General features: G+C 39.6%; 18 protein-coding genes and 1 other annotated feature. Of the genes, 3 read left to right on the top strand and 15 right to left on the bottom strand.

Annotated elements, in window-relative coordinates; all coding sequences use genetic code 11:
- Window positions 1-3 precede the first annotated feature (3 nt).
- From glgB to HMPREF2574_RS06360, 6 genes are all read right to left on the bottom strand, one after another.
- Complete coding sequence (gene glgB, locus HMPREF2574_RS06385; protein WP_070812317.1) at window positions 4-1,914, bottom strand: 1,4-alpha-glucan branching protein GlgB; 1,911 nt, start codon at window positions 1,912-1,914, stop codon at window positions 4-6.
- Between the two features lie 519 nt (window positions 1,915-2,433).
- Entirely contained in the window at window positions 2,434-6,114 is a 3,681-nt protein-coding gene (gene addA, locus HMPREF2574_RS06380) for a helicase-exonuclease AddAB subunit AddA (RefSeq protein ID WP_070812329.1), read from the bottom strand.
- Window positions 6,111-9,383, bottom strand: coding sequence for an ATP-dependent nuclease subunit B (rexB, locus tag HMPREF2574_RS06375; protein ID WP_070812316.1), 3,273 nt, complete (start codon window positions 9,381-9,383; stop codon window positions 6,111-6,113). Before rexB ends, addA begins: the two co-directional genes overlap by 4 nt.
- A gap of 118 nt (window positions 9,384-9,501) precedes the next feature.
- Window positions 9,502-10,716, bottom strand: a complete 1,215-nt coding sequence (locus tag HMPREF2574_RS06370; protein ID WP_070584212.1) for an ABC transporter permease — start codon at window positions 10,714-10,716, stop codon at window positions 9,502-9,504.
- Entirely contained in the window at window positions 10,713-11,606 is an 894-nt protein-coding gene (locus HMPREF2574_RS06365) for an ABC transporter ATP-binding protein (RefSeq protein ID WP_024051910.1), read from the bottom strand. Before HMPREF2574_RS06365 ends, HMPREF2574_RS06370 begins: the two co-directional genes overlap by 4 nt.
- Before the next feature lie 200 nt (window positions 11,607-11,806).
- A complete protein-coding gene (locus HMPREF2574_RS06360; RefSeq protein ID WP_003025304.1) occupies window positions 11,807-12,019 on the bottom strand; it encodes a YdbC family protein in 213 nt (70 codons plus the stop codon).
- An 87-nt stretch (window positions 12,020-12,106) separates the two neighbouring features.
- Between HMPREF2574_RS06360 and HMPREF2574_RS06355 the strand changes: the two genes are divergently transcribed.
- Window positions 12,107-12,448 carry a hypothetical protein gene (locus HMPREF2574_RS06355; RefSeq protein ID WP_003028044.1) on the top strand — a complete coding sequence of 114 codons (342 nt, stop codon included), beginning with the start codon at window positions 12,107-12,109 and terminating at the stop codon, window positions 12,446-12,448.
- 15 nt (window positions 12,449-12,463) lie between these two features.
- Here HMPREF2574_RS06355 and HMPREF2574_RS06350 read toward each other — a convergent pair whose 3' ends face one another.
- Genes HMPREF2574_RS06350 through trpX form a run of 3 tightly spaced genes read right to left on the bottom strand, consistent with a single transcriptional unit; the run spans window position 12,464 to window position 15,132 of the window.
- Window positions 12,464-13,222 (bottom strand): ABC transporter ATP-binding protein, encoded by a 759-nt coding sequence (locus tag HMPREF2574_RS06350; RefSeq protein WP_024051911.1) that lies wholly within the window; start codon window positions 13,220-13,222, stop codon window positions 12,464-12,466.
- Window positions 13,219-14,085, bottom strand: coding sequence for an ABC transporter permease (locus HMPREF2574_RS06345; protein WP_024051912.1), 867 nt, complete (start codon window positions 14,083-14,085; stop codon window positions 13,219-13,221). The genes HMPREF2574_RS06350 and HMPREF2574_RS06345 overlap by 4 nt, the downstream gene beginning before the upstream one ends.
- A gap of 42 nt (window positions 14,086-14,127) precedes the next feature.
- Complete coding sequence (trpX, locus tag HMPREF2574_RS06340; protein ID WP_024051913.1) at window positions 14,128-15,132, bottom strand: tryptophan ABC transporter substrate-binding protein; 1,005 nt, start codon at window positions 15,130-15,132, stop codon at window positions 14,128-14,130.
- Window positions 15,133-15,264: 132 nt separating this feature from the next.
- Window positions 15,265-15,501 (bottom strand) — a binding site (T-box leader).
- A gap of 118 nt (window positions 15,502-15,619) precedes the next feature.
- Here trpX and fbp62 point away from each other — a divergent pair.
- Window positions 15,620-17,269: an Rqc2 family fibronectin-binding protein Fbp62 gene (gene fbp62, locus HMPREF2574_RS06335; protein WP_024051914.1), complete on the top strand. Its 1,650-nt coding sequence runs from the start codon at window positions 15,620-15,622 to the stop codon at window positions 17,267-17,269.
- Between the two features lie 482 nt (window positions 17,270-17,751).
- Here fbp62 and budA read toward each other — a convergent pair whose 3' ends face one another.
- The 6 genes from budA to HMPREF2574_RS06305 all read right to left on the bottom strand — a co-directional run bounded on the left by budA (window position 17,752) and on the right by HMPREF2574_RS06305 (window position 24,945).
- Window positions 17,752-18,471: an acetolactate decarboxylase gene (gene budA, locus HMPREF2574_RS06330; RefSeq protein ID WP_003037491.1), complete on the bottom strand. Its 720-nt coding sequence runs from the start codon at window positions 18,469-18,471 to the stop codon at window positions 17,752-17,754.
- Between the two features lie 154 nt (window positions 18,472-18,625).
- A complete protein-coding gene (gene alsS, locus HMPREF2574_RS06325; protein WP_024051916.1) occupies window positions 18,626-20,290 on the bottom strand; it encodes an acetolactate synthase AlsS in 1,665 nt (554 codons plus the stop codon).
- An 82-nt stretch (window positions 20,291-20,372) separates the two neighbouring features.
- Entirely contained in the window at window positions 20,373-21,602 is a 1,230-nt protein-coding gene (locus tag HMPREF2574_RS06320; RefSeq protein WP_042754028.1) for a tetratricopeptide repeat protein, read from the bottom strand.
- The gene (locus HMPREF2574_RS06315) at window positions 21,589-22,767 is read right to left on the bottom strand and encodes an AI-2E family transporter (RefSeq protein WP_024051917.1); all 1,179 of its coding nucleotides are present in this window, start codon (window positions 22,765-22,767) and stop codon (window positions 21,589-21,591) included. The genes HMPREF2574_RS06320 and HMPREF2574_RS06315 overlap by 14 nt, the downstream gene beginning before the upstream one ends.
- Window positions 22,768-22,915: 148 nt before the next feature.
- A complete protein-coding gene (locus HMPREF2574_RS06310; protein ID WP_070812315.1) occupies window positions 22,916-24,292 on the bottom strand; it encodes a sensor histidine kinase in 1,377 nt (458 codons plus the stop codon).
- Window positions 24,289-24,945 carry a response regulator transcription factor gene (locus tag HMPREF2574_RS06305; protein ID WP_003025323.1) on the bottom strand — a complete coding sequence of 219 codons (657 nt, stop codon included), beginning with the start codon at window positions 24,943-24,945 and terminating at the stop codon, window positions 24,289-24,291. The genes HMPREF2574_RS06310 and HMPREF2574_RS06305 overlap by 4 nt, the downstream gene beginning before the upstream one ends.
- A 351-nt stretch (window positions 24,946-25,296) precedes the next feature.
- On the opposite strand from HMPREF2574_RS06305, the gene HMPREF2574_RS06300 reads away from it, so the two are divergent.
- Window positions 25,297-26,310 (top strand): lactonase family protein, encoded by a 1,014-nt coding sequence (locus HMPREF2574_RS06300; protein ID WP_070812314.1) that lies wholly within the window; start codon window positions 25,297-25,299, stop codon window positions 26,308-26,310.
- The last annotated feature ends 190 nt before the right edge of the window (window positions 26,311-26,500 follow it).

The following is a 26,500-nucleotide window of genomic DNA, read 5'->3' as shown; positions in this document are numbered from 1 at the left end:
CTGTTACTCCTTTTTGGACTTCTTACTTCCATTTGCTGATTTCACACGACGTTTAATTTTCCAAATACTTGCCCCTAATGCTGGCAAAGTAAAGGTCAACATCTGAGGATAATCCTTCCACAAGCCTTCTTGAGACTGAACTGTTTGATTGTACTCTTTCCATACACCTCCCCATTCTTCTAATTCCGTATTCCAAATTTCTTCATATATGGCTGCTACCGGAACACCAATGGTAAAGTCTTTGCGTTCTACCGGAGCCATATTAAAGACGCAAACTAACATATCTCCCTTGTCATTTTTCCGAATAAAGGAAAGTACACTTTGATCTGTATTATCCGCATCAATAATCTCTAAACCGTCCCAACTCAAGTCATTTTCCCACAAAACGCGATTTTCTTTATAAAGCTGATTGAGCTGAGAAGTGAAATGCTGCATCTTGGCATTCATATTATCAGCCAAATCACGCCATTCTAAAGATTCTTCGCATTTCCATTCTAAGAATTGTCCCCATTCGCTGCCCATAAATAGTAATTTCTTCCCTGGGTGACATATTTGATAAGTATAAAGATTTCGCAGACCAGCAAATTGATTATAGCGATCTCCCCACATCTTATGCATGAGACTCTTCTTACCATGTACCACTTCGTCATGAGAGAATGGCAGTAAGAAGTTTTCAGAGAAAGCATACATAAAACTAAAGGTTACTAGATTAAAATCATACTTGCGGTAAATTGGGTCTTCTTCGTAGAAGCGCAGAATGTCATTCATCCAGCCCATGTTCCACTTGTAGTCAAATCCAAGACCACCCATTTCTGCCATACCTGTAATCTTTGTATCACTCGTGCTTTCCTCTGCAATCATCATGACATCTGGATGAGCCAGTTTGATAACCGTGTTCAAGCGTTGAAGGAAGTAATAGCCTTCGTAGTTGCGATTGCCCCCGTCAATATTTGGTTTCCATGGACCACTATCATAATCTAGGTAGAGCATGTTGCTAACAGCATCCACACGGATTCCGTCTAAGTGATAAAAGTCAATCCAAAACTTGATACTAGAAATCAAGAAAGACTGCACTTCATTCTTTCCTAAGTCAAAGTTAAGAGCGCCCCAGCCGTAATTATGGGCACGGTCATGATCCTGATATTCAAACGTAGGTGTACCGTCATAATAAGCCAAGGCATCATCATTGATAGTAAAATGACCCGGCACCCAGTCAACGATAACTCCGATATTATTGACATGACATTCTTCAACAAAATCACGAAACTCTTCAGGCGTTCCATACGTGTGCTCAAGTGCAAAATATCCCATTAGCTGATAACCCCAGCTCAATCCAAGTGGATGCGCCATTAGTGGCATGAATTCCACATGAGTATAATTCATTTTAACCAAATAAGGAATCAGTTCATCTTTTAATTGAGCAAATGAATACGGGCTGCCATCCTCATTTTTCTTCCAGGAACCTGCATGAGCTTCGTAAATATTCACTGGACGTGAGAAAAACCCCCAACGTTTTCTGCGAGCTAACCATAGACCATCTTTCCATTTCTTTTCTGGAATCGTCCGAATTACTGCACCTGTACCAGGACGTTTTTCAAAATAAACTGCCAGCGGATCAATTTTCAAAATTTCTTGCCCGCTACTTCGTTTGATGTTGTATTTGTAAATGTCTCCTTCCTTAGGTAAATCCGTAAACACTTCCCATACGCCACCTTCATTACGTGCCATAGGGATTTGATTTTCATACCAGTCGGTAAAGTCTCCAATCAGATGCACACTCTGAGCATTCGGTGCCCATACACGAAATGTATAGCCACTTTGCCCATCTACTTCATCTTGATGAGCCCCCAAATAGTGCTGCAAATGGAAATTTTCACCTGTGGTAAAAGTTCTCAACGCTTCTTGTCTATCCATTTTTTCACCTCGTTTTGTAAGCGTTTTCTATGATGCTATTTTACTATTTTTCCTATTGCTTTTCAAGTAAATTTCCATTATTATTACAAAAAAATCTCAAAACCGAACATTTCTTCAAATAATGCCCACTATTAGCAAAAATAACTAGATTTTGTTGAAATTTTGAACTTTTCATTCCATTCCTACTAAATAGTCGATAAAAGAGTAAACTTTTTTAAATGAAAATTTTCATAAAGGTCTAGACAGCTTTACAAAAAAGGCCACACAAAGCCGCCTTTTAATTTAGTTTATAAGATTGAATTGCAACAACAGGATATAATTTCAAATATCATTCCTCCATCGTCTGGTTACATACTAGTTTACCGTATTTTTCTGAAATTTTCAATAACTTTTTCTAAAAAATCAGCTGATTTGTGAACTTTTTTATTTTTTACAACTCAAATATTCGGAAATAGAGGATTCTATTTTTGTAAAAAAGAATTGGGAGCATTCATCAGCCCAATTCTCTAAAAATCCTATCTAGTCTACTTTTACTACTTGAAGTTGAACTCCGCCCAACAACACTAGATATTTTTCTATTTTTTCAATACCATACGAACGACGAAGAGCTTCAGCGTAAAGTGCTAATTGTGCCTGGTAGCGCTCCACTAATTCACTTGGATTTGTATATTGATCTGTCTTATAATCAAAGAGAACGATACGATCAGCCAGTAGGAGATAACCGTCCAAAATTCCACGGACCACAAAATCCTGTCCGCTCGCTTGATCTTGCTTTAACATAGCAAATGGAGCTTCACGATAAACTTTATCTGCCTGCTTTAAGAGTAGTTGACCAAGCTCTGTCTCAAAGAAACTAGCTATCTTTTGCAAATCAATCTTCTTTTTGACAGTTTCTTCTGCCTGAACCTGAGCCAATATTTTCTTTAAAATAGCTATTGTAGGCAGTTGATTTAAAGGAATACGCTGCATCAGTTCATGGACAGCACTACCGATTTGCGCTCCTGTAACAGGGGCTTTTTTAGCAAAGTCAGGTAGTTCAAAAGAAGTTTTTCCAATAAAATCTGGAGTTTTTTTCTCCATAATCTCAACACCGTCTGTATCCATGACCGGTTCATAAAATTTCTTGATTTGGCTCGGTGTCCGAACACTTGGCAAATGGATGGCTGCTCGATACTGAGTATTTAGCCTGTCCACATTTTCCAAAATATCCAAAGCCCTGCGAATATCCTCAGACTGGCGATTGTGCGCTAAGTTCTCCTCGACAATCCGTTCCTTCAGCTTTAACTGACCTATTTTCTCACTTGTTAAGTCACTATCCGTCACAAATTGTGTTGAAAAAGCTAAATCGTCTTTCTCAAAGACTGTCTGTAAAGCCCAAATCCAGTCTTGAAAACTTGTCATAGTTTGCCTAATGGAGGCTGCTAAACGACCATTTTCAGGAGCAGGGAAGGTCTTTTTCTCCAAGCTTTCTTGACGACCTTTGCCAACCAGATACAGCTTTCTTTCTGCCCGCGTCATAGCAACATAGAGCAGACGCATCTGCTCAGAAATACTTGCCAAATGAATCTCACGCTCATTTTGCTCATAAGGAAGAGTATCGATAGACAAACGAACATGATTAGGCGCCAGCTCATCAGCAACGTCTACCACTACGTCCGCAACATACTTGATGCCGACGCCATTTTGACGACTGATAATCAAAGCAGAACTACTATCCTTACGATTGAAGACTTTATCCATATTAAGCAAAAAGACATATTTAAATTCCAAACCTTTGCTCTTATGAACTGTCATCAAGCGGACTGCATGCTTCGGAGCCGCAACGACGACACTCGCCAAATCATTTTGAGTTTCTAAGATCTTATCAATCATCCCAATAAAACGCGACAAGCCCTTAAAACTCATCTTTTCGTAGTCATTTGCTCGCAAAGTAAGAGCGTAGAGATTCGCTTGACGCCCTGCTCCATTTGGTAGGGCTCCTACATAGTCATAATAAAAGCGGTCTTGATAAATTTTCCAAAGCAAATCATAGAGCGAATTTATTTTTGCAAACTCTCGCCAATCCAGCAGTATTTCTTGAAACTGCTGGATTTTCTTTAAAAGAGGAGGTGTGATGAGTTCGGGATGTTGACCGTTCCCACTCAGAGAATTTTTCAATTTCTCATAGAGATTTTCCTGATGAGTAACATAAGTAGCTTCTGTCACCTTTTTTTGCAAGGCCAAACGAGCCAATTCATCCTCAGTAAAGGTGAACATTGGTGACTTTAAGAGCGCCACTAAAGCATAATCATTGAACGGATTGTTAATCGTACGCAGGGTATCCAACATCACCATAACTTCTACAGATTGCAAATAATTATCCTCGCCACCGTCTGAAACGACTGGGATACCGTATTTGGCAAACTCAGATAAAATCACATCGTTGCGCGTCCGCGAAGCCGTTAGCAATGTCATATCTTCAAATGGGACATTTTCCTCATTGTGCAGACGGATAATTTCCTTAATGACCAGCGCTACTTCTCCTGCAGAAACAGAAGAAACATCCTTGTCATTCTCCTCATTATCCGTCTCAAGCGTTCCGTCATAAATGAGAAATTCCGTCTGATATTGTGGATTTGGTGCTTTTTTAGCAGGATTTCCAGCTACCAGATAATGCGTTTCATTATAATCAATTTCTCCCACTTCCTCATCCATGAGACGTTTGAAAACATCATTCGTGGCTTCCAAGACTTCCACATGACTGCGGAAATTTTCCTTCAAAACAATCAATTTCCCTTGCTGGCTATCGTCTTGATAGGTTTTAAATTTCTCATTAAAAATCTGCGGATCAGCCTGACGAAAACGATAAATAGACTGCTTAATATCCCCCACCATAAAGCGATTACCCCCATTTGATAACAGTTCTAGCATCCGCTCTTGCGTGTGGTTGGTATCTTGATACTCATCCACCATGACTTCATGGTATTTTGTCCGATAAAAGTGGCGCACATCAGGAAATTCTTCTAAAATCTGAATGGCAAAATGACTGATATCTGCAAATTCAAACGCATTTTCTTCTTTTTTCCGTTGTAGATAGCTTGTCACAAACGATTTCATAAATTGCTGCAAGACAAGCAAGATTTCCTTGGCTTCCTCATGATAGGTCACTTGAAATTCAAAGCGATAAAATTGATCTGCCAAATCTCGTAAAACTTGAATTTTTTCTTTGCGTTTTTCGTTATAGGCGTTAATAATTTCTTTTAATTCTTCTTTTCGTCCGCTGTTCGTCAAGGCTTTTCCATTGCTGGCACGCGATATTTCTACAATGTTATTGAGCGTTGTGAGATAGGCTTCCTCAGAGGAATGCCCTTGTAAACTTGCCAGACAATCAAGCACACGCTGCACATTTTCAAGGTATTTTGCTTTGGGAAATTCCTTGGCTTCATTCGCCAAATGATACTTGAAAAATTCTTCTAGGTCAAAAAGGGCTTCTTTTGTTTGTGCTAAAAGTTGCGCTTTTTCTTCTTGGAAATCCGCATGAGCGTAAGCTTTCAAGAAATCTTGTTCTAAGTATTCGATTGGGCTACTGGTGGATTGCAAAAAAGCATAAATCTTATAAATCTGCTCTCGAAAACCAAGCAAATCTTTTCTTTGACCGGTAAAGTTTTTGACTAATTTTTTAAATAAAATAGCCTGATCAGATTGATAGAATTCTTCAAAAACTTGCTCAAAAACTTCGTTTTGTAGCAATAACTGCTCACTCGCATTTTGCAAAATGCGAAAATTTGGCGCCAATTCTAGGAGATAACCATATTTATTGAGGACCTTTTGGGTAAAAGAGTCCATTGTTCCAATGTCGGCATTCGGAATATCGGCTAATTGCTGCGCCAAGTGCTGTTTGAGCTCCTCATCATCTGTTGCCTTCAAGACCTTGGATAACTCTTTCTCCAAGCGCTCTTTTAATTCACTGGCTGCTTTAACGGTAAAAGTCGAAATGAAGAGCTGGTCAATGCGAACTCCCCGCAGAATTTGGTCAATAATCCGCTGCACCATAACAAAGGTTTTTCCTGAGCCTGCAGAAGCAGATACAAGGATATTTTGACCGGAGGAGTAAATGGCTTCGATTTGCTCTGGTGTACGTTTTTGAGCTTTGTCAGACTGTGCTTCTTGATCCTGCAAAGCATAGATTTCTTCCTGACTCAAAAATGGAATCTGTCTCATTTTTCTAACTCCTCCTTCATCTTTTCTATCCATGCTTGACGCTTCTTTTCACCTGTCGGGTGGCTATCTAACTTAACCAAATGGCGGGTGCTAGAGAGGTGAAAGTTAGCTTCAAATCCCGTAATGGACTTGTACTGCTCCACAAAAGGTGCAATACTTCTGCCATTTTCCGTATAAGGATTGATGTAAAAATGCCCTGCCAAGATCTGCTCAGCAGCACGGCGATACAAGAGTGCATTATAAGCCAACAATGTCTCCAACTCCTCTTGACTCAACAGATTCACTTTCTTTTTATCGTACAAAGCATTCAGCTGACGAGCCTGCTCAGACAAGAACAGACCTTTATATTCTAGGTTCTTCATTGCTTCTTTGACAGCGTCGCCTTGCGATTTCGTCTTGGCTAAAGGCACAAGTGGATTGGTCATCTGCAAATACATGGCGCCAAAAGCATGCTCTTCTTCATTCATCCACGACTCTTGTTTCAAAGCTGCTAGATAGGTAGGTAATTGAGAATTTAAGCCATTGAAAAATTTCTGAAAATCAAAATTCGTATCGCTTGATTTATAGTCAACAACGCCTAGACTGCCATCTATCCTCAAACGGTCAATCCGGTCAACTTTCCCTCGAATTTGAAGGTTGCGTCCGTCTGACAAGATTAGAACATTTGTTTCTTCTTGACCGAAAACAGCTTCTTCTTGAATGGTTTCTACTAAATCATTTCTTTCTAGAACACGCCCTGTCGCACGCGCTGTGTCCAGCAAGACTTCGTGAGCAAACAAGGCTTCTGCATTTTCCGTATAAAGAGTTTTAAATTCTGCCTCCTGACTGGTTTCTTGAATGGCTTTTTCTAGGCGATTATCAAATGGCTCACTAGACTGCTCTTGCATGACTTTTTCAAACACACGATGCAGAAAATTTCCATGGCTGCGCGCATCTGGGTGAATCGTCATTTCTTCCTGCAAAGCCAAGACATACTTCAAAAAATAAGCATATTGATTGCGGTAGAATTCTGTCAAAGCTGAAGTCGACAGTAGAAATGCCTGATGAGGCGGATAAAGAGCTTGCAATGTCTGCGTTGACAAGGTTTCTGTTTCAAGGCTTGACGTTACATTAGGAATCGAAATACCTTCGCTTTCCAATTTTTTGCGCAGAACCCGCACAGCTACTGACCAAAAAGTCTGCTCTTTCTCCGTCAAAGAACGCTCCCGATCAATATCCCCTTGATTCAACTCAATAACCCTTGCCAGCAGAGCTCGATAAGTTCCAATATCATCACTCGTTGCCTGCGAACGCTTCACTTCAATCGGCAGCCCAATTGGTTGTTCATGCAATTCTAACAAATATGGAGAAATGTTGTTCTCTATTTCATTGACAATCTGAGGGGTGGAGAGGACAAGCCTCTCTGTTGCAGCATTCAAAAGCGACAAGGCAACAAAACGATTTTTCTGGAGATTTTCCTGAGCAGCAATCAGCAATTCCGAATGCGCATCAGTCGCTTCATTTAATCGTAGTCGGTCTTCGTCTGACAAAAGGCTCTTATTTTGGGAATTTTTTGGAAAATAGTCTTGGGTCAAACCAACAGCATAGACAAAAGGACTTGACAAGGGCTCAATCAAATCATAAGATTGAACGGTCACAACGTCCACCGTTGCTGGAATAGTTCGATAGTTGGATAACAGCATTCCTGACTGCACTAGAGTCAGAAAATCATCTAGCTTGACCTTGCTGGCTGAAAAGACACTGGCAAATTGTTCCAAAACATGACAAAAAGCTTTCCAAACTTCTTCTTGCCGTTCTTGATCTTGCGGATTCGTAGAATCTACCAAACCAGCAAAATTCTGAGAAAAAGCAATTGTTGTTAAAAATTGATGAAATTTTTGAAGCAAACCTGTCGCTGTTTGACTGCGAGATTTTAAAAACTCCAAAAGCGGAGTGACTATTTTTTTTCTTAATTGATTGATGTGAATCAGGTCAAATTTTTGATGCTGATTATGAGTAAAATCTTTAGAAAATTTACTAATCCCTTTTACATCTGCAAAGCGAATATATTGCTCAAATAAGTCTAGTTCTTCTTGCTTTAAATGACCATAAAGACCTGTTTTTACAAGATTGAGCAAATCTTCTGTCCGAAAATTATAGCGTTTTAAACGCACTAACGCTTCAATAAACTGCACCAAAGGGTGATGTGCCATGGACTCGCTTCGCCCCAAATAAAAAGGAATCTGATACTGATCAAAAATCGTCTTTAACTGCAAACGATATGCTTCCACATCTCCCAAAAGTAAGCGAATATCTTTGTAGCGAGCACCATCATGAACTCGCTGGCGAATGCTTTTCGCCACATATTCCAGTTCTTCTTTTTGATTGACAGTCGACCAAATCTGTACATGCGAGCGGTCTTGCTCCGTCAATTCCAACTCAACATCTGAGAAATCATAACGGCTTTCTAGCAGTTTTGAAATGTTCCCAAAAGCATCATCTGGCTGCGTTGCAGGTCTATATTCAGGTTTCACTTCATACTCATTTGCCAAATGGCGCAAGAAATCCACGCTAGCCTGATAGAGATTGCCCTCTCGAAAAGTTGCACGGTATGCCTTCTCACTGGCATAAACACCAATAATGATTTCCACACCCTTGCTATGCAAAAGCTCGATCAAATAAGCTTCTTCAGCTGAAAAACGTGTAAAACCGTCAATGACCAAAGCCAATCCTTGCAATTCTTTATCTACATCACCTGCTGTGATATGATTAGCAAAGACCATAATATTTGACTCAGAAATAAATTCACTCTGATTTAGCTGATGCGTCACTAGCTGTAACATCTTGATCAAATCTGCTTTTTTCTCATCCTCATCTAGATAGTCTAAATCCGCAAAGGTCATTTGAGCAGCTTGCAATTCATGAAAAAGCTCAACCAATTGCTGAATAAACTGCACATCCGTCCGAATGCCTCCGTACACCTGCAAATCATGCTCTTCCATTTCAGATAATACCTTATAAAAGAGCATTCCCAAACCAATATCGTCTAATGGTCTGCCTTGCTGCACATCATTGAGGACAAAATAACGCGCCATCTGCGCAAAACGTGTCACTGTAATAGCAAACGAAGCGTGTTTTTCTAAAAGACTCAAAACAGCCCTCTCTTTTTCAAATGAAAGAGAGTTGGGGGCAATATAAAACACGCGCTTGCCTGCTTGTGCCAAGCGCTCTGCTTCTTTCACCAAAATCTTCGTTAAGGGATTGCGAATATCAGTATAAAGTAATTTCATGAGCATCCTTTTTGTCAAAATATAGTCTTATTATATCATTTTTAAAGTTTTTCAACAGCGATTGACTGCATACCTTATCAAAAAAAATCCCCACAAGAATACTTGTGGAGAACAATTTTTAATGATAAGCTAAAGCTTTTTTGAAGCTCTTCCAAATGCCAATATCATCCGTCTGCAAAATCAAACTGGAGTAAATCCGACCGATATAAACTGTCATTCCTAAGGTAAAGACAAAGGAAATGGTAAATGAAATCCAAGCTTCTAGCCCATTTGCATAACCGTTAATCGCACGGAAGGGCATAAAGAAGGTCGAAATAAACGGAATATAAGAACCAACCTTCAACAAGATCGTGTCACCAGCATTTCCAAGAGCCGTCACTCCAAAAAATCCAAGGAGAATCAGCATCACAACAGGCTGAACAGCTTTCCCAACGTCTTCAATTCTCGTCACCATTGATCCTAAAAAGGCAGATAAGACCACAAACATAAAGACACTCAAGGTGATGAAAGCAATAGTATTAAAGGAAATTGCTTCTCCCAAATGCTTCATCAGATTTGGATTGGCATCTAAGAATTCTTTTACAAAAGAAATCTGGTCTGAAAAAGCAAGCAACAGCACTGCACCGATTACATAAATGCTGACATGGGTCAAGATAACTGCAAAAATCCCTGCCATTCGACCATAGAAATATTCAGAAGCCTTGATACTGGAGAAAATAACCTCCATAATCTTGGTTCCTTTTTCGCTTGCAATTTCTTGAGCAGTTGAGCTTGTGTAAACAATGAGAATCATATAAAGTACAAGACCAATTGCTGTTGCGACAATCGTTTGAGTTGCCTTCTTCGCTTCTTTCTTCTCATCAATTTCTTCTTTGAAATCAATAGCTCTTGAAAGTAGCTTCACTTGATTAGCTGATAAATTAGCTTGGCTAATATTTGCAACCTGTTGCAATTGTAGTAATTTCTGTGAAATTGCTGCCTTTGTAGTGCCATTCATCCCTGTATCAGCAACATAGGTTGCTTTAATTTGACCGCTTGCTTCTGATAGCAACAAATACCCCTCGACATCACCGTCTTTTATAGCTTTCTTGGCTGCTGCTTCATCTTTATAATCGAAGTCCAGATTCTTGCTATCTTTTAAAACTTCCTTGATTTGTGCATTGTCTGTTACAACTGCAATACGGCTAGAATTGCTACTTGACATGGAAGAAAGATACCCAACTCCAAAACTAAGACCAATAAAGATGAAAGGAGAAAGAACCATGAAGACAAAACTCCATGACTTGACATGACGAAGATAAGTCTCTTTGATCACAATTAACGTCTGTTTCATACTTCCACCCCTGATTCTAACTTAAAGATTTCATCAATTGTTGGAGCTTGTTGGTCAAAAGTTGCAATATATTGTCCTTTAGTCAGCAAGTCAAACAAGTCCTTCCCAGCTGTTTCGTCATCTAATATCAATCGCCATGTTCCTTGATTGGTCAGACTGGCTCTGCTTACGTGAGGAAGCGCCTCTAATTCAGCTTGAGAAAGCGGACTAGATACAAAGAGTCGTGTTTTCCCATAGCGATTACGAACTTCTTGTACACTACCATCCAAAATGACTTTACCATCACGAAGCATGATGATCTTATCACATAATTCTTCCACATTTGTCATGACATGATCAGAAAAGATAATGGTCGCTCCGCGCTCTTTTTCTTCAATAATAACTTGCTTTAAAATCTCCGTATTAACTGGGTCAAGACCGCTGAAAGGCTCGTCTAAGATAATCAAATTTGGCTCATGTAAAAGTGTAATAATCAGCTGCACTTTCTGCTGATTTCCTTTTGACAAGCTCTTGATTTTATCAGTCAATTTTCCTTTAACTTGCAATCGTTCCATCCACTGAGGCAATTTTTCTCTCACAACTGCACTTGATACACCTTTTAAATTCGCCAAATAACGCACCTGCTCATAGACAGTCAACTTAGGCATCAAACTTCGTTCTTCTGGTAAATAGCCAATTTCCCGATAAGTATCTTGAGAAATAGCTTTGCCCTCAAAAGAAATCCTACCGCTGTATTCTAAAAAACGCAGAATGCTGTGGAAAATCGTTGTTTTCCCAGCACCGTTTTTCCCAATCAGACCAAGGATTTGTCCTGATTCAGCTTTGAAATCAACACCAAATAGAACTTGTTTTTGCCCAAAACTTTTTTCTAAATTTTGAATTTCAAGCATCCTAAACCTCCTAAAATTCTAAGCTCACTATATGTATATATACAATCTCTATATTTAATAGTATAATCTTTTGAAAGCGTATTTGCAAGTTTTTGTGTAAAATTTTCTTATTTTTTTACAACAAAAAGAGAGTCATCAATAGCTGCCATTTATAGATTGACTGTCTCTCACTCTCTTACCTTGATTCTATTTGCGCTTTACTAAGCCTTAAAAGCATCCACTAATACTTGAAATTCTTCATTGGAAAGTGTAATCCCTTTCCCCATTTTTGTATGGTCAGGACTCCAACTACGAATATCGTATTTGGCTGGCGCACCATTGAAGCTCACACGATTCAGCTCTTTCGTCCAGCCTTTATCATTTTCTGATAACACCAATAACTTTTCTTCTATCTCAAATTTGAATTCTGACATTTTTGTCTCCTTTTTCTTCTTTCTTGATTTATTCGTAAAAAATTTACTTTTTTAGCGAGTTTGTTATATAATATATTGTAACAAGTTATGGAGAATTTAGCTATGAAAAAATTTCTCGAAATGATTTTAGAGCGAGCAAGTGAATTTATCAATTACAAAAAGGATACACAAGAGATAGAGGAAGACAACGCCAATATTTTGCAGACGATTGAAACAGCTTTGCAAAAAAAATCAGGTGTGCATGTCATTTTTTCAGATAAAAGTTTTACGGGTGATATTGTCAAATATGACAAAGAGCGCCAGCAATTGATTGTCAAAAACTTCCAGAAAAGTATGTCAACGATTATTCGTATTTCAGATATTAAGCGGATTCGTCTGGTTCCCAACACTATCAGAGAAGCGCAAAAAAGAAATTCCAACCTCAGCTAGGAGATTGGAATTTTTTTATTCAAATAAGCTGTAATAATCCGCAATCGTCATTTTCGCTTTCTCTTCTTGATGTAAGTCTTGGATAATTTGTCCGTCTTTCATGACAATCAAGCGATTTCCGTATTTAAGAGCATCCTCCATATGGTGAGTAATCATAAGAGCAGTTAGTTGGTCACGATTCACAAATTCATCTGTCAGACTCATCAATGCCACACTTGTTTTAGGGTCAAGCGCTGCTGTATGTTCATCCAAAAGCAACAGCTCAGGGCGTTTGAGAGTCGCCATTAAAAGACTCAAAGCCTGTCTTTGCCCACCCGAGAGAAATTCAATCGGCGTATCTAAATGTTTTTCTAAACCATTGCCGATTTTGTCTATCGTCTCCTGAAATTCTTTGCGATAATGGCTCAGACGGCGTGGCACTAGACGGCGTTTTTCACCACGAAATTTAGCAATCAATAGGTTTTCTGCCACCGTCATGCGCGGAGCCGTTCCCATCTTTGGGTCTTGAAAGACGCGTGACAGATACTTAGCCCGTTTTTCTGGTGAATAACTGGTCACATTTTCACCTAGAATATAAATGCTGCCACTCGTCAATGGTAATGTTCCTGCAATGACATTGAAAAGCGTGGATTTCCCTGCCCCATTTCCGCCTAAAATCGTAATGAAGTCATGCTCAAAAATATCCAGTGAAACATCATTTAAAATAACTTTTTCTTCCTCAATACCTATGTTGACAATTTTTGTCGCGTTTTTTAATTCTACAATTGCTGTCATTTGCTTAACTTGACTCCTTTAAAGAATTTATTTTTGAAAGTCGGAATCATGAGACAAATTGCCAAGATAACCGCACTATAAAGGCGAAGATAGCTGGTATTAAAGCCAAGCGCAATCACGCCCCAAATCAGGAATTGATAGAAAATAGAACCGACAACAATCGTCAATAGGCGTTCTGCCAATGTCAGGCTGGTAAAAAGCACCTCTCCGATAATGAGACTAGCAAGCCCCACAACAATGACACCAATTCCACGCGATACATCCGCATAACCTTCTTGCTGGGCAATAAGGGCGCCAGCTAAGGCAATGACACCATTAGACAGCACCAGACCCATTAACTCCATTCGTCCTGTGTGAATGCCAAAACTACTTGCCATATCCGGATTATCTCCTGTGGCAATATAAGCTTGACCCAATTTTGTATCTAAGAAAAAGAGCAATGCTGCAATTACCAAGCTAACAAAAATCAATCCTGTCAGAAGATTGTTTAATTCGCCAGAAAACGGTAGAAAGTCCTGAATTTGCTTCGTTCCAAGAAGTCCAAGATTAGCCCGCCCCATTAACATAAGCATAATAGAATGGCAGGAAGTCATGACCAAAATCCCCGAAAGGAGAGTAGGAATTTTCCCCTTAGTATAGAGAAGCCCTGTTACCATGCCTGCCAGACAGCCAGCTAGAATGGCAGCAGCAGTTGCTAGAAAAGGATTGATTCCCTTACTAATCAGCGTAACTGCTACTGCTCCGCCCAATGGAAAAGAGCCCTCTGTTGTCATATCAGGGAAGTTTAAAATGCGGAAAGTCATAAAAATCCCCAAGCCTAAAATAGCCCAAACAAGTCCTTGTGAGACAATTGAAAGTATCATACTGTTGTCCTAACTTTTAAAATATCGTTTCTTATAATCGGATTACTCAATGACTTGTCCTGCTTTTTTCAGAACATCATCTGGAATTGTTATTCCTAACTGAGCAACCACTTTTTTGTTCACAACTGATTTGCCAGTAGCAAAGATTTCAACAGCTGTGTCTGCTGGTTTAGCGCCCTTCAAAATTTTCGCCGTCATTTTTCCAGTCGCCACTCCAAGATCTTTTTGATCGACAACCACTGAACCCAGACCACCTTCTTCTACCATAGCGGTCGCACTTGGATAGATAGGTTTTTTAGCCGTTTGATTGCTGGAAACGACTGTTGAAAAAGCCGAAGCAATGGTGTTGTCAATTGGAATCCAAATGGCATCTACCTTTCCTGTCATCACATTCATGGTTGAAGCAATCTCATTGGTAGAAGGTACAGAATAAGGAAGCACTTTATAGCCTGCTTTTTCAGCCAAAGCTGTAAATTCTTCTACCTGCGTTTTTGAATTGTCTTCACTGCTTGAATAAAGGACGCCGATTGTTTTCACATTCGGTGTTAATTGTTTGATGAGCTCCAATTGCTGTTGAGCTGGGTTGTGGTCAGACACACCTGTAATGTTGCCTCCCGGCTTTTTCAAATCCTTTACTAAATTCGCCCCAACTGGATCGGTCACTGCTCCCATGACGATTGGCTTGTCTTTCGTTGCACTAGCCAAACCTTGAGCAGCAGGCGTTGCGATTCCAATCAGCACGTCATTGCCATTGGCAACTAATTGCTTGCTCATCGTTGCCACTTTACTTTGGTCACCTTCTGCATTCATAAAGTCAATTTTGATCTTCTTGCCTTTATAACCTTCTTGCGCCAATCCTTCTTGAATCCCTTTATAAATCAAATCAAGTGACAGATGACTGACATATTGCAGCACACCAACTTTTACTGTTTTGGTTGTATTGTTTGTCTTCGGTGCTTTCTCGCCATTTACACTAGAATAAATAATGCCTCCGACAACTAATACCACTAAAAGAGCAATCATTCCCATTAACCGTTTATTTTTCATATCTGTTATCCATTTCATATTTTTCTATTTTTTATTCGAGTAAAAGCCAGAGTCGCCATCGTTTAAACATATTTTTCCTCCATTTAAGGGAAATGAAACAATAAAAGAAAAACCCACACACAGTTCATCTTGTGTGAGGGCGTAAATCGCGGTGCCACCTCAATTATGGGAAAAATAATAGACTTCTCCCACATCTCTATCTTGTCTAACAACAAGTTGCACTGTAAGGTGTGCTCACCGAATTTTTATCGTTTCAAATTCAACTTCTATCCATTAGCCCAATTTCATAAAACGCTGCTACTTGTTTTCACCAACCACAAGCTCTCTGCCAACAACTATTTTATTACTTTTCTAATTTGATATTATTTTAGATGTTTCTGAAACAAAAGTCAAGTATTTTGTCAAACTTTTCTGACAATAATTTTCCAACCTTTTCTTGCTATTTTTTGTTATAATTTTCTCTAGTATCATTCAAGGAGAGAAAAACATGTCCTTTGACGGATTTTTTTTACACCACATGACAGAGGAATTGCGGCAAGAGTTGCTATATGGTCGTATTCAAAAAATCAACCAACCTTTTGAGCAGGAATTAGTGCTGCAAATCCGCAGCAATCGGCAAAATCACAAATTACTCTTATCCGCTCACCCTGTTTTTAGTCGCATTCAACTAACCCGTACCGCCTTTGAAAATCCAGCAGTGCCCACCACATTTATCATGGTTATGCGAAAATATCTACAAGGCGCTACAATTGAAAACATTTCACAAATCGAGAATGATCGAATTTTAGAAATTTCTGTCTCCAATAAAAATGAAATTGGAGATAACGTGGCAGCAACTCTTATCATCGAAATCATGGGCAAGCACAGCAATATCATCCTAATGGATAAGGCAAGCGGCAATATTATTGAAGCTATTAAACATGTCGGCTTTTCTCAAAATAGTTACCGTACGATTCTGCCTGGTTCAAGCTATGTCACTCCACCTCAAACAGATAATCGCAATCCGTTTACGATTTCTGATGAAAAATTATTTGAAATTTTGCATACAGAGGATTTGTCGGCCCGTTCTTTACAAAACTTATTTCAAGGATTGGGGCGCGATACAGCAGCCGAACTCAGCCAGCGCTTAACAAGTGATAAGTTAAAAATCTTCCGCGCCTTCTTCGCTAGCTTCACTCAGGGTACCCTGACTAGCAAGTCATTTACCCCCATTCTCTTTGAGGATAGTCAAAAAGAATTTCCTAGTTTATCACAATTGTTAGATGCTTTCTATCAAGACAAGGCGGAACGCGACCGTGTTAATCAGCAAGCCAGTGAACTGATTCATCGAGTGGAGAATGAATTAGAAAAAAATCGCAAGAAATTAAAAAAACAAGAGCAGGAATTAGTCGCGACTGAAAATGCGGAGGAATTTCGCCAAAAAGGAGAGCTCCTCACTACTTTTTTGCACCAAGTTCCAAACAATCAAGACCAAGTAGAACTGGACAATTACTACACAAGCGAGAAAATTACTATTGTGTTGGATAAAGCTTTGACCCCTAACCAAAATGCTCAGCGCTATTTTAAGAAATACCAAAAGCTGAAAGAAGCGGTCAAGCATTTAACGGGACTGATTGAAGAAACTAAAGAAACCATTCAATATTTGGAGAGTGTAGAAACAGCTTTGTCACAAGCTAATCTCACAGAAATTACAGAAATCCGAGAAGAATTGATTCAGACAGGCTTTATTCGTCGACGTCAGCGTGAAAAAATCCAAAAACGGAAAAAACCAGAGAAATATTTGTCTACTGATGGACAGACAGTTATTCTGGTTGGACGAAACAATCTGCAAAATGATGAGTTGACCTTTAAAATGGCGAAAAAAGAGGAACTCTGGTTTCATGCCAAGGATATTCCCGGCAGTCACGTGGTCATCACAGGCAATCTGCAACCAAGTGATGAGGTCAAGACAGATGCTGCGGAATTGGCGGCATACTTTTCTAAGGCGAGATTGTCCAATCTCGTTCAGGTGGATATGATTGAAGTCAAAAAACTTAACAAGCCAACAGGTGGTAAACCTGGTTTTGTAACCTACACGGGGCAAAAGACCCTACGCGTTACTCCTGATGAAGCCAAAATTAAATCCATGAAGATGTAAGGTGTCTACTAACTGGCACCTTTTTCTGACGACTCTTCGTACGTCCGAACCTCGGATGAAGCAAACTAATTCTCAGGCAGGCTGTCCGAACCTCGAACGAAGTGAACCACTTTTCTGGCAGGCTGTCCGACCCTAGGATGAAGTGAATCAGTTCTCAGGTAAACTATCTGACCCTCGGACGGAGTGAACCAGTTCTTAGGCAAACTATCTGACCCTCGGACGGAGTGAAGCACTTTTCTGACAATCTATCCGACCCTCAGACGGAGTGAACCAGTTCTTAGATAGGTCGTCGACGTGGGCGGCAGTTTAAACTAATTCCCATTCTCTCCGTCGACCGGGACGACAGACTAAAACAAGTCTTATTCTCTCCGTCGACCGGGGCGACAGACCTAAAAAAGGTTGGAAACTGAATTCCAACCTTTGTATTCTATTTCAGACTATTTAAGGTGTATGTAAGTCTCTTAAACCTACCCCGCCGCCTTTTATTCAGATTTCTCAATATCTTCTTTTAGCTCCGCCACATTCAATTTGGCAGCGAGAAAATCTTGGTCTTGAACCGGAAAACGCTGCTCCAATGCTGCAATCGTTCCGATTTCAACCTCTCCATTTTTCATGACAAAATCCATAACATGTCCGCCAAATTGGTGGTCATCAGATAGAAAATGAAGATGAAAACCAGCTACGCTGACACCGTGAAACAGCTCTGGCGTCCAAAAGCCAACGATTGTTCCCGAAATGTGTTCTACCTGGTACTCAGGCTGATGAGCTGCGATTTCTGCGAACTTCTTTCCCGGAGAGGTTTTTGGAGCCATGCGCACATGCATGCTGCTAAATTCACCATGAATCTTAATTGAGTGAAAAAGATTTTCCCCGACATAGCTAGCTTCTATGCGCTTCTTCAACGCTTCATCAGTCAGCTCAACGTCCTGACGAAAACACGCTTCTGCTCGGTGAAAAGCCACTGCAGCATAAGGAACCGTCCTATCTGTTGAAACTTCTATCACTTCAGGACTTGCTCCTATCCCCTTGGCTTGATAGGCCTTGCCGTCAAGCACAATCAGCTCTCCGTCAATAGAGTCTAAAGTACCAATCCCTAAATCGCCATGTTGAAGCAATTCTTCAATCGTCATCGTCCCCTTGTAAAGCCCCGCCATCAAAGCCCCCAAAGTATTATAGTGAAATAATGTTACAAGCTTTTCCATTTCTCCTCCTAGGCAATTTTTACTATCTTTCCTTGAAAAAAGCAGGTCTCACATCCAGCCTTTTACTTTCTAATACTGAACTACACATCAACCGTACAAGAAAATGAGAAATTGAACTCTCTTGAAATAGTCTTGAGCCCTTCCCAGTTTCAATTTAATAAAACTCATCTGGTAAAATCGTTTCTCCTAGTGTACTGCTGTCCTTGTAATCCACTGGCACATCAATGATAACCGGTCCATTTTCCTTTAAGGCTTTTTGGAGCAACTGTGTTAATTCTGCTGGAGATGTTGCTCGGAATCCTTTCGCACCAAAACTCTCTGCATATTTAACAAAATCAACAGGCCCAAAGTCCACTCCAGATGAACGACCATATTTCATTTCTTCTTGAAATTCCACCATATTATAATGACCGTCGTTCCAAATAAGATGAACAATTGGCAATTGCAGGCGAACCGCTGTCTCTAGCTCTTGGGCCGAAAAGAGAAAACCACCATCTCCAGATACAGAAATAATTTTTGTATTGGGACGAACCAAGGCTGCCGAAATCGCCCAAGGCAATGCTACTCCTAACGTTTGCATCCCATTTGAAAAAAGCAGATGCCTTGGTTCATAGCTCTTGAAATAACGTGCCATCCAAATATAATGCGTACCCACATCGACAGTAACTGTCATATCGTCTGTCGTATTTTCCTGCAAGACTTCGACAATATCCAGCGGGTGTAGGCGACCTTTTTCAGCTTGGCTGCGGTCAAATTTCACATCACCGTCCATTTTATCTCGCAGCACTTGCAGATATTCCCGCGAGCCTTCTGGTAATTGATAGCCGTTAATCGCTGGCAGCAATAAATCCAAAGTATTTGCAATATCTCCGATCAGCTCCCGCTCCGGTTGGAAGTAAGTATCAATCTCTGCTGGCTCTACGTCAATCACAATGACGCGGGCAGAAATTTCAGCATTCCAGTTGCGTGCTTCATACTCAATCGGATCATAGCCGATAGCGATGACTAGGTCAGATTTTTTTAGAAGCATGTCACCCGGCTGATTGCGAAACAGTCCGACACGTCCAAAGAACGTAGCTTCTTCCAATTCACGAGACACAATCCCAGCCCCTTGGAATGTTTCCACAACAGGCAACTGTACTTGCTCCAATAACTGACGAATAGAAGCCGTCACTTTGGCACTTGAAGCGCCATTTCCTAAGAGAAGAACCGGTAACACAGCATTTTTAATCGCTTGCGCTAGATAGTTAATGTCTGCCACAGAACTAGAACCCAGCTGCGGATCCGTCAGCGGTTTAATTGCTTTCACTTGTACCTGACTATCCACCACATCCTGTGGAATGGAAATGAAACTTGCCCCCGGCATTCCTGACTTGGCATGACGATACGCATTGGCAATGATTTCTGACAGAGTATTGCCGTCTTGCACTTCGACTGAATACTTAGTAATCGGCTTAAATAGTGCAGCATTGTCCATAGACTGGTGAGCGCGTTTGAGAAGGTCAGAGCGTTTGACCTGACCAGCCAAAGCCAGCACTGGGTCGCCCTCTGCGGTCGCCGTAACCAAGCCCGTTGCTAAGTTTGAAGCACCTGGTCCACTCGTTGCAATCACGACACCCGGCTCTCCTGTAATCCGCCCAATTCCTTGCGCCATAAAAGCAGCATTTTGTTCATGACGAGCAACGATAAGTTGTGGGCCTTTGTCCTCTAAGGTATCAAATACACGGTCAATCTTTGCACCGGGAATTCCAAATACATAATCCACCTTGTGATTGATTAAACTATCCACAATCAAATCCGCACCAAATTTTTCAGTCATTTTCTTCATCCTTCCTGAATATCACGCTCATCATTATATCATAATTCCCATGCGTCTTATAGGATTGTGCTTGTTACTCTTTTTACAAACTATTGTACAATTCCTGCATCTCCACATCATCTGGAACCAAGTGAAGATAATGCTCTGCTTGGTGTTTTGCTTCTTCAAAATCTCCCATTTCACGAAGTAGATAAATATATTGCTCTAAAAATTCTGGATTTTCCTTTAAATCCGAGAGCAACAGTCGATATCGCTCCAAAGCTGCTGTTGTCTGTTCCAAAGCCTGATAGGCACGCGCAATATTCCACTTAGTCAGTACATTGTCTATGTCTTGCTCCTCAAATTTCAAAACTTCATCAAAACGCTCTTGCTCTAAGTAAAGATTAGACAAACGCAATGCAATTTCTTCCAAGTCTTCCGCATTATCTTTTGCTTTCAAAAGGTAATCTTCTGCCTTTCGCTCATCGTGCAACTCATAAGAAAGCTGCGAAGCTAGCAACAAAAGACGTGTATCAAATGGATTTTTCGACAAGCCCTGCTGCGTAAGGCGTAATGCTTCTTCTGTCTGATGTTCTGCATGAAGCGACAAAGCATAACCATACTCATAACCTTCAAATTCCGGCGAAATCGTATCAATTTGCTTAAAGTATAGATTAGCTTTTTGATATTCTTTCTGGTCATACAAAATAGTCGCTAATTCAAAGGCTACAGCATCATCGTATTCAATCTCTAAAGATTTTTCCAAAAACTCAATCGCCACTTCAAATTTTCCCAAACTTGCATAGGAAACACCAATCCGCTGATAAGTAGAAACACCCGTCTGCTCATAAATCATGCGATTGTCTAAGCTAGCGTATTCCTTAATGGCTTGATTGAAATTTCCCAATTCAAAATCTATTTCAGCCATGCCAAAAGTCACTAACGGTTCATCAGATAATTGCTTTGCCTCGGCTAATTTTTCCCTTGCAACATCTGGCAAGCCTTCCATTTGATAGAGATCAGCTTTGACCAAGAGTGCTGTCACATACCAGTCACTATCAGAAGTAATTTCTTCCAGATAAGCAAACGCTTCTTCCACTTGCCCGTCTTCACTAGCAATCTGCGCCAAACTGATGTAGGCTTCTGGATAATGAGGAGCTAATGTTTCATAAATTCGCTTCGCTTGAGGGAAAAAGCCGATACTTTCTAAGTAGTCGGCTAATTCAAGTAATTCTTCCTCTGTATCATTTGTTAGAGCTCTTTCAAAATATTTATTGGCATGCGCCAAATCCTGCTTTTGCAAAGAAGCGACCATTTTCTTACTGTTGTTCAATTTCTTCTCCTGTTTCATCTACCAATTCTTCTTCATACAAGCCGCTGACTTTCTTATACCAATTAAAAATAGCAGCAATCACAACTTTTGCAGACGCATAAACGGGAATTCCCAGTAAAACGCCCCAGATACCAAACATAGATCCCGCTGTCAAAAGGACAAAAAGAACATTGATTGGATGAATGTTCAATTGGCTACCGAGAATTAATGGCGACACAAACCGCCCTTCAATCGTTTGCTCTACAATAAAGACCACAATGACTTTCAAGAGCATAATTGGTCCAGCAATTAACCCCAGAACAAGAGCCGGCAGCATAGCTAGAAAACTTCCCAAATAAGGAATCAAATTTAAAATCCCTGCCGTCACCCCAAGTGTCACTGCATAGCGAAGCCCGATTACTTTAAAGAAAATGATGAACATTATCGCTACGATAATAGCTACAGTTACTTGCCCACGAACGTAATTGGCAAGCTGCGTATTGACATCTGTCAAAATTTGTCCGACTGGTTCACGAAACTTAGTTGGCATGAATTTTGTCAAATAAGATTTTAAGTTTTTTCCATCTCGCAAAAGATAAAAAAGGATAAAAGGCATGATGATAATGGCTACAATCACTTGCGAAGCCGTACTAATCAATGTGCTTACCCAATTCACTGCTTTCGATGAAAAATTACTTGCCCAAGTCGTCACTTGAACTGAAAAATTATTCACAATCTCTTCTAATTGAGGCTTGACATCATCAGAAATTCGATTTTCCAAAAAATCCTGAATTATTTTATTCAACTTTTGCAAATTAGCTGGTAAATTCTTGGCAAAGCTAACTATCTGATGCTGCAAACTTGGAATTGCCACAGCCAATCCCCAAATCAAGAGCAAAGCAATTAAGATAAAGACAATCGTAATCGCGACCAAACGATTGATCTTATGTTTCTCCATAAAATCTACAATTGGATTTAAGAGATAATACAAAAGCCCTGCTAAAATCACCGGCAGCATGATAACTCCGATAAATTCTAGAACAGGAATAAAAATAAAACTAATTTTGCTTAATACAAAAATATTCAACCCCAACAATAAGGTCACCAAAAAAACAGTGATTGCCTTATTGTCTAAAAACCACCGAAAAAACCATGATAGGCTGAAATCCTTCTTTTTGTGTTCCATACAGACATCCTTTTCTTTATTTATCTCATTGTAGCATTTTTCACTAAAAAATTCTTGAAGAAAGGGTAGTCCTTTATGAATTTCCTTCTTGCGCCCGAGTCAAACACAAAAGCGGTCATCCATTCAATTCATGAACGGATTCCCACTTTTAGCTTTCTTTATCTAAGAAAAAAATTGTAAATCGCATTCGTTTGTCATCAACAGCTTCAAAGCGATAGCGCAAATGATGATTTTCCAAAATCTGTTGCACGATAAAGAGTCCCAGACCTGTTCCACCATCTTTGCGGTTACGACTGTAATCCGGACGATAAAATGGCTGAAATATTTGCTGGATTTGCTGTTCATCCAACACATGTTCTGCATCATTTTCAATGATTAACTGACTGTCTTTAATCATTAAAAGAATCTCTCCGCCGGCTAAGGTATAATGGAAAGCATTATCTAGTAAATTTTTAATAGCTTTCAGCAAATAAGTCTTGTTGCCATGCACTTGAAGCTCTTCTAACTGTACAGTAAATTGGTAGCCTTTCACATCAGCTAACATTTTATAGCTGCTCAAGTTTTCCTCCAAGAGCTGATTAAGTGAAAAGTCCTCTTCTTCAGCTTCTATTCGCATTTCAATCTTAGAAATTGCCAAGATAGACTGTACAAGTTTTGATTGCTCTTCCAAAATTTCACGACATTTATGCAGATATTTATCTTTATCTTTGAAGTCACCAACACCGTAAATCATACCATCCACAATTCCCATCATGCTGGTAATCGGCGTTTTCAGCTCATGAGAAGTCATCCGTAGAAATTCTGCTTTCTCACGTTCACTTTCAGCAACTTTCTCATTTTCCAATCGCAGCGCTTCAATACTTGTCAAAAGATTGTTATACAGACTGTTAATATCTTGAGCGAGAGTGGAAATTTCATCTCGCCCTTTGACAGGACAAGCCACATCTGGAGAAAGAGTTGCCATTTTTCGCGTGCTCTCTGAAATATCTGTAATGCGTTTGGTTGCAAATCGACTATAAAGAAAAGCCACTATACCCCCTAACGTTAACGAAAAGAATAAGATATAAGGATAAAGACTTAACAACACGTAAGTAGCATCCGATATTGGTTGGAGCGAATATTCCCCACGTAAGGTCAATGTGGTCCCTTCTGCCGTTCTTATCTTCTTGCTCATACTTTTAGTTTGATTATTCAAACTCATGTCAGAAGGTAAAATTGTTAATTGGAATTCTCCCTTTTCATTAGCTAAATCAATATGTGGATAAATAAGTTTTCCTTTCACATCTAATATACTAAACCAGACGCGTGTATTCTTTCGATTGTAGTCACTTAAAAGCTTTCCTATATCATCTGACGGTTTTCCTTGAACTTGCTGAGCAATCTGAAAGAACTCACTTTTAGCTTCTCGATGCTTGACTTGCTCATAATAAACAGGCATCACAAAATAGAGTGTTGTTAAAACCGTTGTCACGACAATAAAAATTATTGTTCCTGTCAAAAGAAAATGCTTTTTAGCAATTCTCACTCTTCTTCTCCTCCAAGTTGATAACCCATACCAGTAATGGTTTTAAGAGGTATTCCAGGAATTTTTTTCCTAATATTTTTTACATGGTTATCCAAAACACGACTATCCAGTTCGCTATAACCCCAAATTGTATTCATCAATTGATCCCGAGTCACCAAATGATTTTTTCTTTTAGCTAAAGCTTGGATAATTTCATATTCTTTTTTAGTAGGAGACATTTTCTCTTCTTGCCAATAAACTGTACAATCGTCAATTGAAACACGTAAGTCTCCAACGACAATCTCTGATTCTGTCACAGTACTCCGGAAAATATTTTCAATGCGTTTCATCAAAATAAGTGGCGAAAATGGTTTGGTAACATAATCACTGATAAGGTGATTAAAGCTGACCAGCTGAGTATATTCATCATCTAGTGCAGTTAACATCATAACTGGTACCTGCGACGTCTTCCGGATTTCCTTCAACACATCCAGACCGCTCATAGAGGGCAACATAACGTCCAAAATGATGAGGTCAAACGATTTTTCCTCAAATTCACGTAAGGCTTCTGCCCCGTCAAAAACTGGTGTCACCTCATAATGATTTTCTTTCAAAAATTCACAAATCACTTGATTAATCGTAGTGTCATCTTCTACTACTAAAATCTTATGCATTTCTTACTCCTTAAAATATAGATATAAAATTAAATGACTGCTAATCAATGTAAAGATTACTTTTATTATACAACAAAATAGTGAACTTACAAAGATTGAACCGTGATGCAGGATAAAAACTTTCTTCCAAAAAACTAAACATTTTTCAGAAGGCAAACAGACAACCATAATTGTTAGCACAACCACCTGCAAATCTATTTTTATTGTATCAAAGTCATCTGTTCCCATCCTATCTCGAATCTATTTTTTATCTATTTTTTCATCATAAAACTGACAGCGGCTTTCATTTGTGAAAACCATTTCATCTATTTTTGTGTTATAATAAAAGTATCAAATATTTCGAGGTGAATAATGACACAAACAGTTTATTTTGGAACTTATACACGTCGTAGCTCAGAAGGGATTTACAAAGCTGATTTTGATACTAGCACAGGAGAACTGGCAAATTTAACACTTATTGCAAAAGAGCCAAATCCTACTTATTTAGCTTTTGACAAGCAACAGAACCTATATTCTGTCGGAACTGAACACGGTGAGGGAGGCATTGCAGCCTTTAATAAAGCGGGACAGTTACTCAATCACGTTGTGGCCGAAGGTGATCCTCTATGCTATGTGAGTGTAGATGAAGCAAGAAGCCTTGTCTACGGGGCAAACTACCATAAAGGACAAGTATTAGTTTATAGACGACAAGAAAATGGCAGCCTTAAATTAGTTGATTCTGATGTTCATATCGGCTACGGTCCTCATGAAAACCAAGCTGCTGCTCATGTGCATTTTGCAGATTTAACACCCGATAAGTATCTGGTTACGTGTGATTTAGGAACTGATGAAGTTGTGACATATGAAATTAGTGATTATGGACGCCTAAATCGATTAGAGACTTATCATGCGACACCCGGCGCTGGCCCACGTCATATTGTGTTCCACCCTCACTACAAAATTGCTTATCTTATTTGTGAATTAAACTCTACTATTGAAGTTTTAATTTACGATGGTGACGGTCAGTTTGAACGCCTGCAAACCATCTCCACTTTACCAGAAGACTTTTCAGAATTTAATGGAACAGCTGCTATTCGCTTATCTGCTGACGGTCGCTTCCTTTATGGATCTAACCGTGGACACAATTCAATTGCAGTTTACAAAGTAGCAGGAGACGGAACGCTTGAACTTGTAGAATTCGTACCAACTAATGGAAAAAATCCACGTGATTTTAATATTACACCAGATCAACAGTATATTATCGCAGCTCATCAAGACTCAGACAATGCGACTGTCTTCAAACGTGACCCAGAAACAGGAAAATTAACAGAATTATCACATGACTTCTTTGTTCCAGAAGGTGTTTGTGTTGCTTTTACTCATTAATCGGCTCTTCTTAAGAGACTAATCCCAATCGCCTATGGTTGGGATTTTTTGTTGTCTTATATGTCATCTTCCCAGATTCTATTCGTTTGCAAGTAATTGCATTAAGGAGCACGACTGTCTACTTTAGTCTCCAATTTTACACCGAACATCATGATACTGACGAAAAGAACATAATAAAAAGAGGCAAGGG

The sequence above is a fragment of the Streptococcus sp. HMSC034E12 genome (genome assembly GCF_001835915.1).
In the GTDB taxonomy this organism is placed as follows: Bacteria; Bacillota; Bacilli; order Lactobacillales; family Streptococcaceae; genus Streptococcus; species Streptococcus vaginalis.
Note: the sequence above shows the minus strand (reverse complement) of the source record. Positions and strands in the feature narration are given on the sequence as shown.

What these genes read in the sequence shown, in the direction of transcription:
- HMPREF2574_RS06365 (WP_024051910.1), bottom strand. Translation starts at nt 11,606, where the DNA reads ATGCTTGAAATTCAAAATTTAGAAAAAAGTTTTGGGCAAAAACAAGTT.
- HMPREF2574_RS06370 (WP_070584212.1), bottom strand. Translation starts at nt 10,716, where the DNA reads ATGAAACAGACGTTAATTGTGATCAAAGAGACTTATCTTCGTCATGTC.
- HMPREF2574_RS06305 (WP_003025323.1), bottom strand. Translation starts at nt 24,945, where the DNA reads ATGCATAAGATTTTAGTAGTAGAAGATGACACTACGATTAATCAAGTG.
- alsS (WP_024051916.1), bottom strand. Translation starts at nt 20,290, where the DNA reads ATGACTGAAAAATTTGGTGCGGATTTGATTGTGGATAGTTTAATCAAT.
- HMPREF2574_RS06350 (WP_024051911.1), bottom strand. Translation starts at nt 13,222, where the DNA reads ATGACAGCAATTGTAGAATTAAAAAACGCGACAAAAATTGTCAACATA.
- HMPREF2574_RS06315 (WP_024051917.1), bottom strand. Translation starts at nt 22,767, where the DNA reads ATGGAACACAAAAAGAAGGATTTCAGCCTATCATGGTTTTTTCGGTGG.
- glgB (WP_070812317.1), bottom strand. Translation starts at nt 1,914, where the DNA reads ATGGATAGACAAGAAGCGTTGAGAACTTTTACCACAGGTGAAAATTTC.
- HMPREF2574_RS06345 (WP_024051912.1), bottom strand. Translation starts at nt 14,085, where the DNA reads ATGATACTTTCAATTGTCTCACAAGGACTTGTTTGGGCTATTTTAGGC.
- trpX (WP_024051913.1), bottom strand. Translation starts at nt 15,132, where the DNA reads ATGAAAAATAAACGGTTAATGGGAATGATTGCTCTTTTAGTGGTATTA.
- fbp62 (WP_024051914.1), top strand. Translation starts at nt 15,620, where the DNA reads ATGTCCTTTGACGGATTTTTTTTACACCACATGACAGAGGAATTGCGG.
- addA (WP_070812329.1), bottom strand. Translation starts at nt 6,114, where the DNA reads ATGAGACAGATTCCATTTTTGAGTCAGGAAGAAATCTATGCTTTGCAG.
- HMPREF2574_RS06355 (WP_003028044.1), top strand. Translation starts at nt 12,107, where the DNA reads ATGGAGAATTTAGCTATGAAAAAATTTCTCGAAATGATTTTAGAGCGA.
- budA (WP_003037491.1), bottom strand. Translation starts at nt 18,471, where the DNA reads ATGGAAAAGCTTGTAACATTATTTCACTATAATACTTTGGGGGCTTTG.
- HMPREF2574_RS06300 (WP_070812314.1), top strand. Translation starts at nt 25,297, where the DNA reads ATGACACAAACAGTTTATTTTGGAACTTATACACGTCGTAGCTCAGAA.
- rexB (WP_070812316.1), bottom strand. Translation starts at nt 9,383, where the DNA reads ATGAAATTACTTTATACTGATATTCGCAATCCCTTAACGAAGATTTTG.
- HMPREF2574_RS06360 (WP_003025304.1), bottom strand. Translation starts at nt 12,019, where the DNA reads ATGTCAGAATTCAAATTTGAGATAGAAGAAAAGTTATTGGTGTTATCA.